Here is a 16631-nt window from a genome sequence, read left to right on the forward strand (position 1 = left end):
CCGACCTGTCTGTCCTCAGCGCAGCCGGCTGGCGTCGTCGCCCTCGGCCGAGGCTGATTGCTGCGCCACACCGCCGGCGAGCTTGACCTTGAGATTCTCGGTCATGAACTGGGTGCCGGCGGCGACCACGATATCGCCGGGCTTCAATCCTTCGGCGACGCGCACACCATCGGCGGCGAACTTGGCAACCGTCACCGGACGGGCATGGACGGTGTCGGCGCCCCGATCGACGGTCCAGACGATCGACTGGCTGTCTTTCTCAGCCAACGCGCTCAAAGGGATCGAAACCAGCTGCTTCTCGTTGGCGGCGGAGGCCTCGATATTGGCGGTCATGCCGAGAAGCACGCGTGGATCGTTGGGCAGGCTGACACGGACGGCGAAGGTGCGCGACTGCGGATCGGCGCTGCCGGCGACTTCGCGGACCTTGCCGTCGAGCGCCAGCGTGCTGTCGGACCAGAACCCGGCCTTGACTGGCTTGCCCGGCTTGAACTCGGCGATCTCCATTTCGGGCACCGCGATCAGCACTTCCTTTTCGCCGTCGACCGCGACAGTGACCACGGGCGTGCCGGAGCCGACCACCTGGCCGACATCGGCATTGACCGCGGTGACGATGCCATCCCGGTCGGCCCTGAGGTCGGTATAGCCGACCTGGTTCTTGGCCTGATCAAGCGACGAGCGGGCGGAGTCGCGCGTCGCGACCGCCTGGTCATGGGCCAGCGTCGCCTGTTCGAGCTGTGATTTCGGTGCGAAGTTTTTGGTAAAAAGTTGCTCGGCGCGCTTGCGCGTGAGCTCCGTCGTCTCGACCTGCCGTTCGGCGGCATCGAGCGCGGCCTGCGCGCTCTTGACCGACAGGTCATAGTCGGTGGGATCGATGCGGGCGAGCACGTCGCCCGGCGCCACATGCTGACCGATGTCGACCAGACGCTCGGTGATCTTGCCGTTGACGCGGAAAGCCAGGGCGCTTTCGGTGCGAGCCCGCACGGACCCCGAATAGGAGAGCGTGCGGGTGTCATGCGCCTGAGCGATCTCGACGACCTTGACCGGGCGGATGATCTCCTTGACCTCGGCCTTCTCCTGGCTGCAGCCGGCAAGCACGAGCCCTGCAACGATCAGGCCCGCAACCGGCAGCCGGCGGATGATGGAGTTGGACAAAGACATCGTGGTACTCCCGACTGGAGACGGACTGTCGACACCGGCGACCGGCGGCTATTTCAAGGCTCTGATGGCGTAGTCGATAAGTTCGTCGGGCATTGCCCGGTTGGTCTTGGCAAGGCACTGCGCCACCATCTGCGGATGGCAGAGAATGACGGTGGCGGCGCCGAAGCAGCGCGACGCCACTTCGTGATCCTGCTGCCTGAACTCGCCGGTCTCGACGCCCTCGCGGATCACCTCGGCGAACAGGTCGTGGATGCTGTTGACGTGCTTGTCGATGACGCCCCAGTCGCGCTCGAGCGCGACAATGACCATCTCATGGACCTTCTGCTCGTCGAGCATGGTCTCCAGCGTCATCTTGTATTGCGCATGGATGTAGCGCCGCAGCCGCTCCTCGGCGCTGATCGGCAGATGCATGATCTCGTAAGCCATCTTGTAGCTGGCGCCGAGCATGCGGCCGCAGACCGCCTGGTGGATTTCGACTTTGGAGGCGAAGAAACGGTAGATATTGGCCGGCGACATGCCGAGCTCGCGGGCAATGTCGGCAACATTGGTCTTGCCGTAGCCGTAGTGCCGGAACAGGCGCTCCGCGCAGTCGAGAATGCGCGTCACATTCTCCTGTTTGGCGGCATCGGCCACGATGTTGGCGGCTTCGGACATGGCTCTTTCGTTTGACAAGTGACGAATTTCGATTTTCGTCAGTCGTAAATTGAAAGAGGCGGGATGTCAACGCGAAATCGACGTACGCGTATAGTTGGTGACAGATGGTGACAGTGGTCGAGCATGACAAGCGGTGCCCGCGATTGGCGGCAAACCTCATGAGTTCGTCATCCTAGGGCGAAGCAAGGAGCGAAGCGACCCGGCGCAGGCCCCCGGGGACCCATTCCGGCACTCTGGTCAAAGAATGTGGTTACTCAATGGTTTACGCCTCTAACGGTAAACCATTCTCGACCGCTGGAGCACGGCCGCGAGGTCGTGGCATGGATCCCAGGGTTTCCGCGACGTCGCTTCGCGACTGCTCCACCCAAGGATGACGAAGTTAGGTACGCTTCGCCATTTCCCGCAGCCGGAACTTTTGGATCTTGCCTGTCGACGTCTTCGGTATTTCAGCAAAAATCACCGCCTTCGGCACCTTGAAGCGGGCCAGCAGCGCGCGGCAGTGCTCGATGATCTCGGCCTCGCTCGCCGCCTTGCCGGCCTTCAATTCGACATAGGCAACCGGCACCTCGCCCCATTTGTCGTCCGCGCGGGCGACCACACCACAGGACGCAACCGAGGCGTGTTTGTAGAGCGCGTCCTCGACCTCGATCGAGGAAATATTCTCGCCGCCCGAGATGATGATGTCCTTGGAACGGTCCTTGAGCTGGATGTAGCCGTCTGGATGCATGACGCCGAGATCGCCGGAATGGAACCAGCCGCCGGCGAAGGCTTCGTCGCTCGCCTTGCGGTTCTTGAGATAGCCCTTCATGACAATGTTGCCGCGAAACATGACCTCACCGATGGTTTCGCCATCGGCCGGCGTTGCCCGCATCGTTTCGGGGTCCATGACGGTCAGGCCTTCGAGCGCGGCGTAGCGCACGCCCTGCCTGGCCTTCTTGGCGCTGCGCTCGCCCTTTGCCAGAGCGTCCCATTCGCTATGCCATTCGTTGACCACCGCCGGGCCATAGGTCTCGGTCAGCCCGTAGAGATGGGTGACGGCAAAGCCGGCATCGGCCATGCCCGACAGCACGGCTTCCGGCGGCGGCGCGGCCGCGGTGTTGAAGGTCACCGTCTGCGCGAACGCGCGCTTGTCCTCATCCCGCGCATTGATCAGCACCGACATGACGACCGGCGCGCCGCAGAGATGAGTGACGCCGTGATCGGCGATGGCGTCGTAGATCGGCTTCGGCCGCACCCAGCGCAGGCAGACATGGGTGCCGGCCTGCACGGCCAGCGTCCAGGGAAAGCACCAGCCATTGCAGTGGAACATCGGCAGCGTCCAGAGATAGACGGCATGCTTGGCCATGCCGGCATGGATGGTGTTGGTGTAGGCCATCAGGGCGGCACCACGATGGTGATAGACGACGCCCTTGGGATTGCCCGTCGTGCCGGAGGTGTAGTTGAGCGAGATGGCGTCCCATTCGTCGTCGGGCATTGACCAGGCGAAATCCTCATCGCCGCCTGCGACAAAATCCTCATAGTCGAGCGCGCCGATCCGCTCGCCCTTCGGATAGGGAGCGTCGGCGGCGTAGTCGGGATCGTCATAGTCGATGACCAGCGGCTTGACCTTGGCCAGATCAAGCGCCTGCCGGACGACGCCGGAGAATTCGCGGTCGACGATCAGCACCCTGGTCTCGGCATGGTCGAGCTGGAAGGCGATGACCGCGGCGTCGAGGCGGGTGTTGAGCGAGTGCAGCACCGCCTTGGTCATCGGCACGCCGAAATGCGCCTCCAGCATTGGCGGCGTGTTGGACAGCATCACAGTGACGGTGTCGCCCTTGCCAATGCCGCGCTTGTGCAGCGCCGAGGCAAGCTTCAGCGAGCGGCGCCAGAAATCGCGGTAGCTGATGCGCTGGCGCCCGTGGACGATGGCGATGTGGTCGGGATAGGTCCTTGCCGCGCGCTCCAGATAGGTGAGCGGCGTCAGCGGCTGGTGGTTGGCCGCGTTCCTGTCGAGATCCTGTTCGTAAGGATTGCCCATCCCGTCCTCCCCAAAGTCCTTTTCGAACTTTCTAACCTTAGCACTCTCGTCAGGCCATCCCCTTGAATGGCCGAAAATGCTATGCTGTCCAGGCTTTGTAGAACGACTATCCCGGATGCGTTCTGTTTAGAGGCGATCGCACTCGCGCATCCGAATTTGACTTTTGTCGAGAGCCGTGACTATTGTCAGCCAAGGAGACGGCATGGCGATCCGACCGGCAGAACAGATCATTCACAAAGCCGCGTGGCTCTATTACGCGCATGGCCTGCGGCAAGACCAGGTTGCAAGCCAGCTTAACATTTCGCGCGCTTCGGTGGCCATGTATCTGCGTAAGGCGCGCGAGACCGGCATCGTCAACATCTCGACCTCGACCCAGCTGTTCACCGACGATGTGATGGCGCGCAGGCTCGAGGACGCCTTGAAACTCGACGCGGTCTGGATCGCGCCGGAGAATGGCCATATCCCTGACCCCTCGACCGACATCGCCGTGCTGGCGGCAAGCGTCTTTCTCGAACTGGTCAAGAAGGGCGATCGCATCGGCGTCGCCTGGGGCCGCACTGTCTACATGATCGCCGACATCATGTCCTATGCCGACCTGCAGGACGTCACTGTGGTGCAGCTCTGCGGCAATCTCGGTGCGCCCTACTCCTACCGGCCCGACCAATGCACGATGGAGATCGCGCGCCGGCTCAATGCCAAGGGGCTTAATTTCTATGCGCCGCTGGTGCTGTCGACGGAAGAGCTGGCGCGGGCGCTGCGCGCCGAGCCGGTGATCCGTGAGCAGCTGGCCGGCATCAGCGATTGCAATCTCGCACTTTTTTCCGTCGGCACCGTCGATGCCGACAGCCATGTCGTCAAATGCGGCGCGCTGAACCCGGACGAAATGGCCGCGCTGCGCGGCATAGGCGCCGCCGGCGTGATCGCCGGACAGATCATCGACGCCAAGGGCGAGGCGCTCGACTGCAGCTACAACCGCCGGGTCATTTCGGCTGAACTCGCTTCGCTCCGCGCCATCGAAAAACGCCTGATGGTGGTGCAGGAGGACAGCAAGTTCGATCCTGTGCTCGCAGCCCTTGCCGGCGGGCTTTGCACGCATCTGGTGGTCGGCGCGCATATGGCGCAGCGGCTGCTCGATCATGCCGGAGCGGCGTCACCAAAAGCATCCTGAAAAGCAACCCTTCGCCGGCGCATTGTCATCAAGGCGTCGCGGCATTCCTGTTTCACCACCCAAGACAGCAACTGGACGAAGCGACATGAAGAATTTGTGGAACGACGACGCGGCCGAGAAACTCGTTGCCGACTATGCCAAGAAAGGCGTCGGCCGCGACCTCGCGCTGCGCGTCTACACGACGCGGCTCTTGGGCGGCGTGCCGCAGCTGGTCCTGCATGGCGGCGGCAACACCTCCTGCAAGATCAAGGCGACCGACCTTGTCGGCGATGAATGGGATGTGCTCTGCGTCAAGGGCAGCGGCTGGGACATGGCCGTCATCGAGCCGCAGGGCCTGCCGGCGGTGAAGATGGGCGCCCTGCTCAAGGCCCGCGCGCTGGACAAGCTCGCCGACGAGGACATGGTGGCGCTGCAGCGCGCGAACCTCATCGATCCCTCCTCGCCCAACCCCTCGGTCGAGACGTTGCTACATGCGTTCCTGCCGCACAAATTCGTCGATCACACCCATTCGACCGCCATCCTGGCCATCGTCGATCAGGAAGATTCGAAGCCGCTGGTGAAGACGGTGTTCGGCACCAAGATGGGTTATGTGCCCTACATCATGCCGGGCTTCGACCTCGCCAAGGCGGCGGCCGATGTGTTCGATGCCGATCCGACCGTTGAGGGCCTGATCCTAGACAAGCACGGCATCTTCACCTTCGGCGACGATGCCAAACAGGCCTACGACCGGATGATCCACTATGTGAACGTCGCCGAGGAGTATGTCGCCAGGAATGCCAAGCCGAAGGCTGCCAAGGTGACGCTGCCGGCAAGACTTGCGACGCCGGCATCCATCGCGCCGATGCTCCGCGGCGCCGTTGCGGTGGCGCGCGGCGAAGGCCGCTTCGACCGCATGATCTCCGACTTCCGCACCTCGGACGCAATCGTCGATTTCATCAATTCGGCTGCGATTGCCGACTATGCGGGACGCGGCGTGTCGACGCCGGATCTATCGATCCGCATCAAGACCGGGCCGATGGCGGTGCCGGCGCCCGATGCCGACAAAGCCGGCGACTACAAGGCCGTCATCAAGAGCCATGTCGACGCCTTCGCCAAGGAGTATCGCGCCTATTTCGAGACCAATGACGCGCTCGACGATGTCAAGCGCACCATGCTCGATCCGATGCCGCGGCTGACGCTGGTACCGGGGCTCGGCATGTTCGGCCATGGCCGCACGCTGAAGGATGCCAGGATCGCCTCCGATGTCGGCGAAATGTGGATCGAGGCTGTGCGCGGCGCCGAGGCCGTCGGCCGCTTCCATCCGCTGTCCAAGGCCGATTTGTTCCCGCTGGAATACTGGTCGCTGGAACAGGCCAAGCTCGCCTCCAGCAAGCCAAAGCCGCTGACCGGCCAGGTGGTGCTGATCACCGGCGGCGCCGGCGCGATCGGTGCTGCGACGGCAAAGCTGTTCGCCGACAATGGCGCCCATGCCGTCGTCGTCGACCTCGATGGCGACAAGGCCGCCGATGCCGCCAAGAAGGCCGGCAACAATTCGATCGGCGTTGCCGCCGACATCACCGACCCCGCACAAGTGCGTGCCGCCTTCGACAAAGCGGTCGCCGTCTTCGGCGGCGTCGACATTCTGGTCTCCAATGCGGGTGCGGCCTGGGAAGGCCGCATCGGCGAGCTTGACGACGCGCTGCTGCGCAAGAGTTTCGAGCTCAATTTCTTCGCCCATCAGTCGGTGGCGCAGAACGCCGTGCGCATCATGCTGGAACAGGGCACCGGCGGCGTGCTGTTGTTCAACACCTCCAAGCAGGCGGTCAATCCGGGGCCGAAGTTCGGCGCCTATGGCGTGCCGAAGGCGGCGACTTTGTTCCTGTCCCGGCAATACGCGCTCGACTATGGCGCGCATGGCATCCGTTCGAACGCCGTCAACGCCGACCGCATCCGCTCCGGGCTTTTGACCGACGCCATGATCGCCAGCCGCTCCGGCGCGCGCGGCGTGTCGGAGAAGGAATACATGTCCGGCAACCTGCTCGGCCAGGAAGTGACGGCGCAGGACGTGGCGCAGGCCTTCCTGCATCACGCGCTGGCCGAGCGGACAACCGCCGACGTGACGACGGTCGACGGCGGCAACATCGCGGCGGCGCTGCGGTAGGCTTGTAAGAACTGTCCGCTGTAGCTACATTGTGGCTCAACGCAAGGGAGTTACGATATGGCTACAGATGCAGTGGTCCGCGCTCGGATCGACGCCGCAACGAAGGATCAGGCAACGGAAGCTTTGGCGGCCATGGGCTTGTCGGTCTCCGATGCCATTCGCCTGCTCCTGGTGCGCGTGGCCGCCGACAAGGAATTTCCTTTCCCGGTGAAAGTGCCTAACGCAACCACGCGAAAGGCCATGGCCGAATTGGAAAAAGGCAAAGGCAAGCGCTTCGCCTCGGCTGATGAATTGTTCAAGGATCTGGGGCTCTAGGAATGCCAGCGCCCATTCATTCCGGGCAATTTCGTCGGGATGTGAAGCGTATGGAAAAGCGTGGCAAGAACCTTGGGAAATTGCGCGATCTGCTAGGCCTGCTGATCGCCGGGCATGAACTGCCGCCGACGTATAAGGATCATCCTCTGAAAGGCGACTGGAAGGGCTTTCGAGACGCGCATATCGAACCGGACTGGCTCCTGATCTACCGCGTTGTCGGCGATGAATTGCAGCTTGCCCGTACCGGTTCGCATTCCGACCTGTTCAACGAGTGAACTCCACGAAATAGCCGCCCACAGCGATCTGCTGCGGGCGGCTCTCGATGCGTGCCATTCGACACGCCGTAAAGTGCCGAAAGCTACTTCGCGTTCGGGTTCGGCATCCAGGCCGGCATGGCGACATCGGCGTGGGCGAACTGCGGCAGCTTGGCCGACAGGTCTTCCATGTTCTTGATGTCCTTGTCGATCAGCTCCTTCTGGGTGATCAGGGTCGGCGGCACGATGACGTTGTGGCCGGGATCTTCGCCGGCCAGCAGCTGCGCCAGAGCGCGCACCGAGACCTGGCCGACGACGGCCGGGTTGGTGGCGGCAGTCGCTGCCCAGGCGCTGTCGGGTTCGCGCATCGCTGATATGTCCGATGTCGAGATGTCGGCCGAGTAGATCTTGATGCCCTTGTTCAGGCCGGCTTCGTCGACGGCGATCTTCACGCCCTTGGCGAATTCGTCATAGGGGGCGAACATCACCTTGATGTCGGGATGCGCCGACAGCACCGAACGCGCCTGGTTGGCGACGGAATTGGCGATCGGGTTGTCGAGCGTGCCGAACATCGCGACTTCCTTGATGCCGGCGTATTTCTTCTTCACGTCGACCCAGGTCTCATTGCGGCGGTCGAGCGGCGCGATGCCGGCGACATAGACATAGCCGGCATTCCAGCTCTCGCCATTGTCCTTCACCGCCTGCTCGAGCGCGAGGCGGGCAAGGTCCTTGTCCGACTGTTCGATCTGCGGAATTTTCGGGTTCTCGACATTGACGTCGAAGGCCACGACCTTGATGCCGGCGTCGACCGCGCGCTGCGCGGCGTCCTTCATCGATTCCGTCAGGCCGTGCTGGATGATGATGCCCTGAACGCCAAGCGCGATCGCCTGGTCGACCATGTCGGACTGGAGGGCGGCATCCTGGCGGCTGTCGAGCACGCGCAGGTCGATGCCGAGCGCCTTCGACTGTGCCTCGACGCCCGAGAGATAGGCCTGGAAGAAGTCGCCGGTCGAGAGATAGCGCACCAGTGCGATCTTGACGCCAGGCTTGTCGAACGGCGCCGGCTTGTCCGCGGCAAAAGCCGGAACCTGCATCAGCATGGTTGCGCCGGCCAGTCCGAGCGCCACCTTCCCCAGAAGTCGTCTTGTGATGTTCACCTTGTTTTCCTCCACTCTTGTTGAACCCAAAATCCTGTCCGGTCGGACTACCCCCTGCCCCTGCCCGAAAGGGCAAAGGTGAAGACAAGGGCGACGACCAGAACCACGCCCTTGACGAAATCCTGCGTGTAGTAAGGCGCGTTCATCATCGTCAGGCCTTGCAGCAGGATGCCGACGAACAGCGCGCCGACAGCGGTACCGAAGGCGTTCGGCTTGGCGGCCCCCAGCACCGCGTAGCCGATCAGCGCCGCGGCGACCGCATCGAGCAGCAGATTATTACCCGAGGCGATGTCGCCGCGTCCAAGCCGGGCCGCGAGCAAAATGCCGCCGATCGAGGCAAAAACTCCTGAAATAACGTAGGCCCAGATCTTGTATGCCTTGACAGGCGCACCGGCGAGTTCGGCGGCGCGCTCATTGGAGCCGACCGCATACATCATGCGGCCGAAGCGGGTGTATTCGAGGAAGAACCAGATCAGCACGGCCAGCACCAGCAGCACGACCACCGACACCGGAATGAGGTTCGGGATGAAGAAGTCGAAGCGGTGGCGGCCGAGCGCCAGGAAGGCGTCGCCAAACTTGCCGTTGGCGACCGAACCGTCCGGCATGGTCATGCCGGTGGCGATCGAGCGGCCTTCGGTCGGGATGCGCTGCAGGCCGACGAGCAGGAACATCATGCCGAGCGTCGCCAGGAGGTCGGGCACGCGCATATAGACGATCAGCCAGCCATTGATCAGACCGACCACGGCACCGATGAGCAGGCAGACGACGACGGCGACGACGGCATTCTGCTCCAGCACCACCATGACATAGGCCGCCGCCATCATGGCGGATGTGGCCACCGAGCCGATCGACAGGTCGAAGCCGCCGACAACCAGCGTGGCTGTGACGCCCAGCGCCAGCACGCCGGTGATGGCGACCGACTGGAAGATGAAGACGGCGCTTTGCGGCGAGACGAAACCGTCCGCGGCGATCGCGAAATAGGCGACCAGCCCGAACAACAGGACAATAAAGCCATAGCGGATGGCGTAGTCGCGCAGCGTCATTCAGCGCACCCGCGCGACGCGACCATTCTTGCCCAACTCAAACCCATAGTCTCTCCATTCCAATTCTGTCGATCGCCACGCTCAGGCAGCGCTGTGCAGCGGTCCACCGGCAACCTCCGCCAACAGGCGATCGAGATCGACTTCGGCGTTGCGATGTTCACCGACGATTGTGTGTTCCGACATCACCAGGATGCGGTCGGCCGTCTCCAGCGCCTCGTCGAGTTCGGTGACGAACAAAAGCGTCGCGCGGCCATTGGCGCTTGCCCTCAGCTTGGCGGCGATGTCGCGCCTGGCCGAAATGTCGACGCCCTGAAACGGCTCGTCGAGGACGAACAGCGCGGCATTCTGCGCCATCCAGCGGGCGACCATGACCTTCTGCTGGTTGCCGCCGGACAGGGCCGACATCTCGTCCTTCTCGGAACGGCAGACGATGCTGAGTTCCTCGATCTGCCGGCGCGCGGTGGCGCGTTCGAGCCGGCGCTTGAGCACGCTCAGACTAGACATGCGCTTGAGGAATGGCAGGCTGACATTGCGCTCGATGTTGAAGCCACCGACGATGCCGCTGGTGGCGCGGTCCTTGGCGACGAGGAACACGCCGGCGCCGATCGCATCGCCCGCCGAGCGCGGCGCATAGGGCTTGCCGTTCATCGTCATGGTGCCGGCGAGCGGCTTGCGCACGCCGAACAGCGTTTCGGCAAGTGCCGTCTTGCCGACGCCGACGAGGCCGGTGATGGCGACGACCTCGCCATCGCCAAGCGTCAGCGAAATCGGCCTGGCGCCCTGCCCGATGCGCAGGCCTTCGACGGTCAGGACCGGTTTGGCGGAACTCCTGGCAACGATCTGGTCGAGATGGATCTTGCGGCCGAGCATGGCGTTGACCGCGCCTTCATAGTCGAGCGGTTTGGTGTCGAAGACACCGGAAATGACGCCGTCACGCATCGAGACGATGCGATCGGCGAGCCGCCTGATGTCCGACATGCGATGCGAGATGTAGAGGATCGCCACGCCCTGCTCGCGCAGCCTGTCGACCAGTGCGAACAGCCGGTCGGCCTCGGCGCTGGAGAGCGAGGAGGTCGGCTCGTCGAGGATCAGCACTTTCGGCTGATGCGCCAGTGCACGCGCGATCGCCACCATCTGGCGATCGGCCAGCGAAAGGTCGTTGACGCGGGCCTTGAGATCGATGGCCAAGCCCATGCGGTCGGCGACGGCCTTGGCCTCGCGGCGCACGCGGGCCGGATTGAACAGGGTCGGCACGCCCCGGCCGCTCAGCCGGTCGAGCGTGAGGTTGGTGGCGACGTCGAGATCGGCGACGACACCGTCATTGATGTTCTGATGCACGGTGACGACACCGGCGCGGATCGCTTCCGCCGGCGTGCTCGGCGCAAAGTCCTGGTCCGCGAGACTCATCGTGCCGCCGCCGCGCTCGTAGACGCCGCTGATGATCTTGACGAGGGTGGATTTGCCGGCGCCATTGGCGCCCATCAGCACGGTGACTTCGCCGGAATGCAGCTCGAGCGAGATGCCGCCAAGCACCTCGTTGCGGCCAAAGGATTTCCTCAGTCCCTCTACACGGAACACGGCATTGCCGACCATGCGTTCCTCCCTGACCATGACGCTATGGGCTACATCGGCAATTGTCAACACGATTGACAATTGCCAGATCGCTTCCTAGCTTGGCCCCGCCGTCAAGGCTCCCTTATGATCGGAGCGCACAGGCGGGAGGGACACGAATGACCGGGAAATTGCCGTTCGAAGCACTGTCGGTGGAGACGCTTGCAACGCGCCTCGGCACGAATGAGGCGCTGTGCGCCAAGATCGGCAGGGACACGACACACTGGAGAGTCCGCGAGGTCGGCGACGGCAATCTGAACCTGGTGTTCATCGTCGAAGGCGCCAGCGGCGCGGCCGTGGTCAAGCAGGCCCTGCCCTATGTCCGCCTGGTCGGCGACAGCTGGCCGCTGCCGCTGAAACGCTCCTTCTTCGAGTACCACGCGCTGACGCGGCAAGAGGCGCGCGCGCCGGGCTCCGTGCCGGCGATCTATCATTTCGATGAGGGCCAGGCGCTGATCATCATGGAGTATCTGGCGCCGCCGCACGTCATTCTCAGGCGCGCCCTGATCGAGGGGCGCCAGTTGCCCAACATCGCCAGGGACATCGGCCTGTTCATGGCCCGCACCCTGTTTCGCGGTTCCGACCTGTCGATGGTGACCAAGGAGCGCAAGGCCGATCTGGCGCTGTTCGCCGACAATGTCGAGCTTTGCGACATCACCGAGAACCTGGTGTTTTCCGATCCCTATTTCGACGCCAAGATGAACCGGCATACGCCGCAGCTCGACAGCGTCGTTGCCGAACTGCGCGCCGACCGCGACCTCAAGGTCGAGGCGCAACGGCTGAAGCACATTTTCGCGGCCAATGCCGAGACGCTGCTGCATGGCGATCTGCATTCCGGCTCGATCATGGTCACCGACCAGGAAACCCGGATGATCGATCCGGAGTTCGCCTTCTACGGCCCGATGGCCTTCGATGTCGGCATGCTGCTGGCCAATTTCTGGATGTCGTTCTTCTCGCAGCGCGGACATGAGGAGAAGGGCAAGCGCGACGCCATGCGCACCTATCTGCTTGGGGTCACCGCTGAGACGTGGGCGGTGTTCCGCGCCGAATTCTCGCATCTGTGGCGCAGCGAGCGCACCGGCATGCTGTACCAAAAAAGCCTGTTCGAGGATCAGGGCGACAGGCTGGGCGCGGAACAGGCACTTGACCATGTGCTGCACCAGATCTGGACCGATCTGCTCGGCTTTGCCGGCATCGAGGTGCACAGGCGCATCCTCGGCCTCGCCCACAATGCCGATTTCGAGACCATCGCCGATGAAGAGCTTCGCGCCAGTTGTGAGGCGAAGGCGCTCAAATTCGGCCGTCACATCGCCGTCAACCGGCGCCAGATACACAGCATCGACGAGGTCAACACCCTGGCCGCGCTGATCGAACAGGAGAGCAGCATTTGAACGTCGGCGACCGCCACTACCGCACCATCTGGCTGAGCGACGACGGGCGTTCGGTCGAGATCATCGACCAGCGCTGGCTGCCGCATGATTTCCGCATCGAGACGGTTCGCACGGTGGCCGGCATCGCCACCGCCATCCGCGACATGTGGGTGCGCGGTGCGCCGCTGATCGGCGTCACCGCGGCCTACGGCGTCGCGATGCAGATGGCGGACGATCCGTCCGACGCAGCGCTCGATGCCGTTTGGGAAACGCTGCACGAGACGCGCCCGACGGCGATCAACCTGCGCTGGGCGCTCGACGAGATGCGGCGCTTCCTCAAGCCGCTTGCACCGCAACAGCGCGCCACTGCCGCCTATCGGCGCGCCGGGGAGATCGCCGACGAGGATGTCGGGCTGAACCGCGCCATCGGCGAGAACGGCCTTGCCATCATCAAGGCGATCGCGGCGCGTAAAGAACCGGGCGAGACGGTCAATATCCTCACCCATTGCAATGCCGGCTGGCTGGCGACCGTCGACTACGGCACCGCCACCGCGCCGATCTATCTGGCGACCGAAGCCGGCATCCCGGTCCACGTCTATGTCGACGAGACGCGGCCGCGCAACCAGGGCGCCCAGCTCACCGCCTGGGAGATGGCCGGCCACGGCGTGCCGCACACGCTGATCGTCGACAATGCCGGCGGCCATCTGATGCAGCGCGGCGCGATCGACATGGTCATCGTCGGCACCGACCGCACCACCGCCGACGGCGATGTCTGCAACAAGATCGGCACCTATCTGAAGGCGCTCGCCGCCGCCGACAATGACGTGCCGTTCTATGTCGCGCTGCCCTCGCCGACCATCGACTGGACGGTGCATGACGGGCTCCAGGAGATCCCGATCGAGCAGCGCTCGGCCGACGAGGTCTCGCTGGTGTGGGGCAAGACCGCCAGCGGCGAGATCGCACAGGTGCGCATCTCGCCCGAAGCGACGCCGGCCGCGAACCCGGCCTTCGATGTGACCCCTGCACGACTGGTGACCGGACTGATCACCGAACGCGGCATCGCCAAGGCCTCGCGCGAGGGCCTGAAGGCGATGTTCCCCGAGAGGGGATAGTGCCGGAGCCGGCTAATAGAGCGGCTTGCTCATGTGACCCGGCGTCGGCCATTTGTCGGTAACGCCGGGCTGCACCGGACGCTCGAGATAGGTCGACAGCACCACATAGCTGCGCGTCGAGGTGACACCAGCCGTTTCGTAGAGGCGCGAGAGCAGGCCTTCCAGCGCCCGCGTATCTTCCGTGCGGACCTTCAGCAACACGCAGGTGTCGCCGGCGACGGTGTGGATCTCCTCGACTTCCGGATATTGCGAAACCGCCATCAGCTCCGGGGTCTTGCCCCAGCCCCTGGTGTCGATATGCACGAAGGCGAGCAGCGGCTTCTTCACCGCCTTGGGATCGATGATCGCCGAGGTCGCGCGAATGGCGCCGCTGCGCCTTAGGCGCTTGACCCGTTCATGCGCCGCGGGCGGCGAAAGGCCGACGCGATCACCGAGTTCGGCATAGCTGACCGTGGCATCGTCGACGAGAACGCCTAATATTTTTCGGTCAATTGCATCGACGTCGCGAGGCGCTGGCGTGTTCCGCAGAATGCCATCTGTTTCTTCATCCATATCGACAATCCCGATTGCGACGGAATTTAATACGGCCATTATGGTGATATGTCGAACAGCAATCAAGCCACCGCCCTGCCAGCCGATGCCAGGCCGCCGATCCCGGCAATCGCCTATCTGTTGACCGGATGTATCGCCGTGATCGGCTCGAATTCGCTGGTCCTGGGCCCGATAGCCCCGGCCGTGGCCTCGTCCTTCGAAAGCAGCGTCCCGACCGTCATGATCGCGGCGGCCGCCTTTGGCCTCGGCACCTCGGCGAGCGCCCTGTTCCTGGCCCGCTATATCGACCGGCTCGGCGCCCGCCGGATGCTGCAAGGGGCATTGCTGTTGCTGGCCATTGCTCTCGCCGCAAGCGCGGCCGCACCGATCCTGATCATGCTGGTCGCGGCCCAGCTCGTCGCCGGCATCGCCGCCGGCGTCGCCATGCCGGCGATCTATGCCAGTTCGGCGGCGATCGCGCCGCCCGGCCGCGAAAGCGGCACCATCGGCGTCGTACTGACCGGATGGACGCTCAGCATGGTGGCCGGCGTTTCGCTCTCGGCCGTGCTTGCCGATCTCGTGCATTGGCGCGCCGTCCTCGCCGCCGTCGCGGTGCTGGCAATGCTGGCGCTGGCCAGCCTCACCATGACGTCGCTGAGCGATGTCAGGAAGAGCGGTCCGGCACCAACACCGCTGGCGGCGCTCGGCATTCCCGGCATTGTGCCGCTTCTCATCGCCTGTGCGGCCTTCATGACCGCCTTCTACGGGGTCTACGGCTATCTCGGCGACCACCTGCACAGCGGACTGGGCAAACCGGTGAGCGCCAATGGCTGGGCAGCACTTGCCTATGGCATCGGCTTCGGCACGGCCGCACTCCTCGACGGCGTGATCGATCGCCTGGGCGCGCGTCGCGTCATGCCGTTCGCCTTTCTCCTCGTCGCCGCCGTCTATGTCGCCATTGCCGCGACCAGCGACAGTTTCGGCCTGACGCTGGCCATGGTCGCGGTGTGGGGACTTGCCAATCATTTCGGATTGAACGTCTTGGTGATGCGCCTCTCCGCACTCGATCCCTCACGGCGCGGCACGATCATGGGCCTGAACAGCGCGGTGACTTATCTGGCGGTCTTTATCGGCACCACCGGCTTCGGGCCGATCTATTCCAGCTTCGGCTTCGCCATCTGCGCGATGGTTGCGGCTCTGCTGATGCTGGTTGCCGCAGCGGCTGCGGCCTGGCGCACGCGGTAGAGCGGTTCTTCCACGGAATTGCTCCAGTCGACGGAACGTGACCAGCCACTGGCCGCCGCGAGGTTGACATCAGCGCTCCCATCCCTCCATACAAACGGCGTTAATGTTCTCAGGGCGGGGTGAAAGTCCCCACCGGCGGTAAGGGTCTCGACCCAAGCCCGCGAGCGCTTTCCAATTGGAAAGGTCAGCAGATCCGGTGTGATTCCGGGGCCGACGGTTACAGTCCGGATAAAAGAGAACGAAACGGAAAACCGACCGCTCCGGCGGGCCGGATTTCCGTATCGTGCGTCCTGATTCTGGTTCGAAACGGAAGGATGGACCCATGAATCAGCATTCCCACAAAGACTATGAAACTGTTCGCATCGCCGTTATCCGCGCGCGCTGGCATGCGGATATCGTCGATCAGTGCGTCAACGCGTTCGAGGCGGAGATGGCCGAGATCGGAGGCGGCCGCTTCGCCGTCGATGTCTTCGACGTGCCCGGCGCCTACGAGATCCCGCTGCACGCCAAGGCCCTGGCCGAGACCGGCCGCTATGCCGCGATCCTCGGCACGGCCTTCGTCGTCAATGGCGGCATCTACCGGCATGAGTTCGTCGCCAGCGCCGTTATCGACGGCATGATGAACGTCCAGCTGTCGACCGGCGTGCCGGTGCTTTCGGCGGTGCTGACGCCGCACAATTATCACGACAGCGCCGAGCACCATCGCTTCTTCTTCGAGCACTTCACCGTCAAGGGCAAGGAAGCGGCCAAGGCTTGCGTGGAGATTCTCGCCGCGCGGGAAAAGATCGCGGCATGAAATCTTCCCGGCCGGGTGGAAATCGCGATAACACCCGGTAGTATTTGCGAAATACCG

At 63.7% G+C, this 16631-nt stretch carries 15 protein-coding genes and 1 riboswitch; of the genes, 8 read left to right on the forward strand and 7 right to left on the reverse strand.

Translation table 11 applies throughout. The features are described 5' to 3' along the window. Positions 1-15: 15 nt before the first annotated feature. From AC1DPX_RS15470 to AC1DPX_RS15480, 3 genes are all read right to left on the reverse strand, one after another. Positions 16-1158 (reverse strand): efflux RND transporter periplasmic adaptor subunit, encoded by a 1143-nt coding sequence (locus tag AC1DPX_RS15470; RefSeq protein ID WP_477237827.1) that lies wholly within the window; start codon positions 1156-1158, stop codon positions 16-18. Positions 1159-1206: 48 nt separating this feature from the next. Next, the gene (locus AC1DPX_RS15475) at positions 1207-1812 is read right to left on the reverse strand and encodes a TetR/AcrR family transcriptional regulator (RefSeq protein ID WP_202355435.1); all 606 of its coding nucleotides are present in this window, start codon (positions 1810-1812) and stop codon (positions 1207-1209) included. A 379-nt stretch (positions 1813-2191) separates the two neighbouring features. Then, entirely contained in the window at positions 2192-3832 is a 1641-nt protein-coding gene (locus AC1DPX_RS15480; RefSeq protein ID WP_477237829.1) for an acyl-CoA synthetase, read from the reverse strand. Positions 3833-4034: 202 nt separating this feature from the next. Between AC1DPX_RS15480 and AC1DPX_RS15485 the strand changes: the two genes are divergently transcribed. The 4 genes from AC1DPX_RS15485 to AC1DPX_RS15500 all read left to right on the forward strand — a co-directional run bounded on the left by AC1DPX_RS15485 (position 4035) and on the right by AC1DPX_RS15500 (position 7730). Next, positions 4035-5000, forward strand: coding sequence for a sugar-binding transcriptional regulator (locus tag AC1DPX_RS15485; protein ID WP_477237831.1), 966 nt, complete (start codon positions 4035-4037; stop codon positions 4998-5000). A gap of 85 nt (positions 5001-5085) precedes the next feature. Next, complete coding sequence (locus AC1DPX_RS15490) at positions 5086-7140, forward strand: bifunctional aldolase/short-chain dehydrogenase (RefSeq protein ID WP_477237833.1); 2055 nt, start codon at positions 5086-5088, stop codon at positions 7138-7140. Between the two features lie 57 nt (positions 7141-7197). After that, positions 7198-7455: a type II toxin-antitoxin system RelB/DinJ family antitoxin gene (locus AC1DPX_RS15495; protein WP_202355439.1), complete on the forward strand. Its 258-nt coding sequence runs from the start codon at positions 7198-7200 to the stop codon at positions 7453-7455. A 2-nt stretch (positions 7456-7457) separates the two neighbouring features. Next, complete coding sequence (locus AC1DPX_RS15500; RefSeq protein ID WP_202355440.1) at positions 7458-7730, forward strand: type II toxin-antitoxin system YafQ family toxin; 273 nt, start codon at positions 7458-7460, stop codon at positions 7728-7730. Positions 7731-7813: 83 nt separating this feature from the next. Here AC1DPX_RS15500 and AC1DPX_RS15505 read toward each other — a convergent pair whose 3' ends face one another. The 3 genes from AC1DPX_RS15505 to AC1DPX_RS15515 all read right to left on the reverse strand — a co-directional run bounded on the left by AC1DPX_RS15505 (position 7814) and on the right by AC1DPX_RS15515 (position 11502). Beyond that, on the reverse strand, positions 7814-8866 hold the full coding sequence (locus AC1DPX_RS15505; RefSeq protein WP_096455692.1) for a substrate-binding domain-containing protein: 1053 nt from the start codon (positions 8864-8866) through the stop codon (positions 7814-7816). Positions 8867-8913: 47 nt separating this feature from the next. Further along, the gene (locus tag AC1DPX_RS15510) at positions 8914-9909 is read right to left on the reverse strand and encodes an ABC transporter permease (RefSeq protein WP_096455690.1); all 996 of its coding nucleotides are present in this window, start codon (positions 9907-9909) and stop codon (positions 8914-8916) included. Positions 9910-9990: 81 nt separating this feature from the next. Next, positions 9991-11502 (reverse strand): sugar ABC transporter ATP-binding protein, encoded by a 1512-nt coding sequence (locus AC1DPX_RS15515; protein WP_477237835.1) that lies wholly within the window; start codon positions 11500-11502, stop codon positions 9991-9993. Between the two features lie 137 nt (positions 11503-11639). Here AC1DPX_RS15515 and mtnK point away from each other — a divergent pair, with 137 nt between their 5' ends. Beyond that, entirely contained in the window at positions 11640-12911 is a 1272-nt protein-coding gene (gene mtnK / locus AC1DPX_RS15520) for an S-methyl-5-thioribose kinase (protein WP_477237837.1), read from the forward strand. After that, positions 12908-14002 (forward strand): S-methyl-5-thioribose-1-phosphate isomerase, encoded by a 1095-nt coding sequence (gene mtnA, locus AC1DPX_RS15525; RefSeq protein ID WP_477237840.1) that lies wholly within the window; start codon positions 12908-12910, stop codon positions 14000-14002. The genes mtnK and mtnA overlap by 4 nt, the downstream gene beginning before the upstream one ends. Positions 14003-14014: 12 nt before the next feature. Here the strand turns inward: mtnA and AC1DPX_RS15530 are convergent, their stop codons facing one another. Then, positions 14015-14554, reverse strand: coding sequence for an Lrp/AsnC family transcriptional regulator (locus AC1DPX_RS15530; RefSeq protein WP_202355445.1), 540 nt, complete (start codon positions 14552-14554; stop codon positions 14015-14017). Between the two features lie 48 nt (positions 14555-14602). On the opposite strand from AC1DPX_RS15530, the gene AC1DPX_RS15535 reads away from it, so the two are divergent. Continuing rightward, positions 14603-15778 (forward strand): MFS transporter, encoded by a 1176-nt coding sequence (locus AC1DPX_RS15535; RefSeq protein ID WP_477237842.1) that lies wholly within the window; start codon positions 14603-14605, stop codon positions 15776-15778. 101 nt (positions 15779-15879) lie between these two features. Continuing rightward, positions 15880-16022: riboswitch (FMN riboswitch) on the forward strand. A gap of 78 nt (positions 16023-16100) precedes the next feature. Further along, positions 16101-16574, forward strand: a complete 474-nt coding sequence (locus AC1DPX_RS15540; RefSeq protein WP_202355447.1) for a 6,7-dimethyl-8-ribityllumazine synthase — start codon at positions 16101-16103, stop codon at positions 16572-16574. Positions 16575-16631: the final 57 nt, after the last annotated feature.

The organism is Mesorhizobium sp. 01N446 (assembly GCF_056399285.1).

Excerpts from the sequence above, each read along its gene's own strand:
- AC1DPX_RS15470 (WP_477237827.1), bottom strand. The coding sequence starts at position 1,158 with ATGTCTTTGTCCAACTCCATCATCCGCCGGCTGCCGGTTGCGGGCCTG.
- AC1DPX_RS15475 (WP_202355435.1), bottom strand. The coding sequence starts at position 1,812 with ATGTCCGAAGCCGCCAACATCGTGGCCGATGCCGCCAAACAGGAGAAT.
- AC1DPX_RS15480 (WP_477237829.1), bottom strand. The coding sequence starts at position 3,832 with ATGGGCAATCCTTACGAACAGGATCTCGACAGGAACGCGGCCAACCAC.
- AC1DPX_RS15485 (WP_477237831.1), top strand. The coding sequence starts at position 4,035 with ATGGCGATCCGACCGGCAGAACAGATCATTCACAAAGCCGCGTGGCTC.
- AC1DPX_RS15490 (WP_477237833.1), top strand. The coding sequence starts at position 5,086 with ATGAAGAATTTGTGGAACGACGACGCGGCCGAGAAACTCGTTGCCGAC.
- AC1DPX_RS15495 (WP_202355439.1), top strand. The coding sequence starts at position 7,198 with ATGGCTACAGATGCAGTGGTCCGCGCTCGGATCGACGCCGCAACGAAG.
- AC1DPX_RS15500 (WP_202355440.1), top strand. The coding sequence starts at position 7,458 with ATGCCAGCGCCCATTCATTCCGGGCAATTTCGTCGGGATGTGAAGCGT.
- AC1DPX_RS15510 (WP_096455690.1), bottom strand. The coding sequence starts at position 9,909 with ATGACGCTGCGCGACTACGCCATCCGCTATGGCTTTATTGTCCTGTTG.
- AC1DPX_RS15515 (WP_477237835.1), bottom strand. The coding sequence starts at position 11,502 with ATGGTCGGCAATGCCGTGTTCCGTGTAGAGGGACTGAGGAAATCCTTT.
- mtnK (WP_477237837.1), top strand. The coding sequence starts at position 11,640 with ATGACCGGGAAATTGCCGTTCGAAGCACTGTCGGTGGAGACGCTTGCA.
- AC1DPX_RS15530 (WP_202355445.1), bottom strand. The coding sequence starts at position 14,554 with ATGGATGAAGAAACAGATGGCATTCTGCGGAACACGCCAGCGCCTCGC.
- AC1DPX_RS15535 (WP_477237842.1), top strand. The coding sequence starts at position 14,603 with ATGTCGAACAGCAATCAAGCCACCGCCCTGCCAGCCGATGCCAGGCCG.
- AC1DPX_RS15540 (WP_202355447.1), top strand. The coding sequence starts at position 16,101 with ATGAATCAGCATTCCCACAAAGACTATGAAACTGTTCGCATCGCCGTT.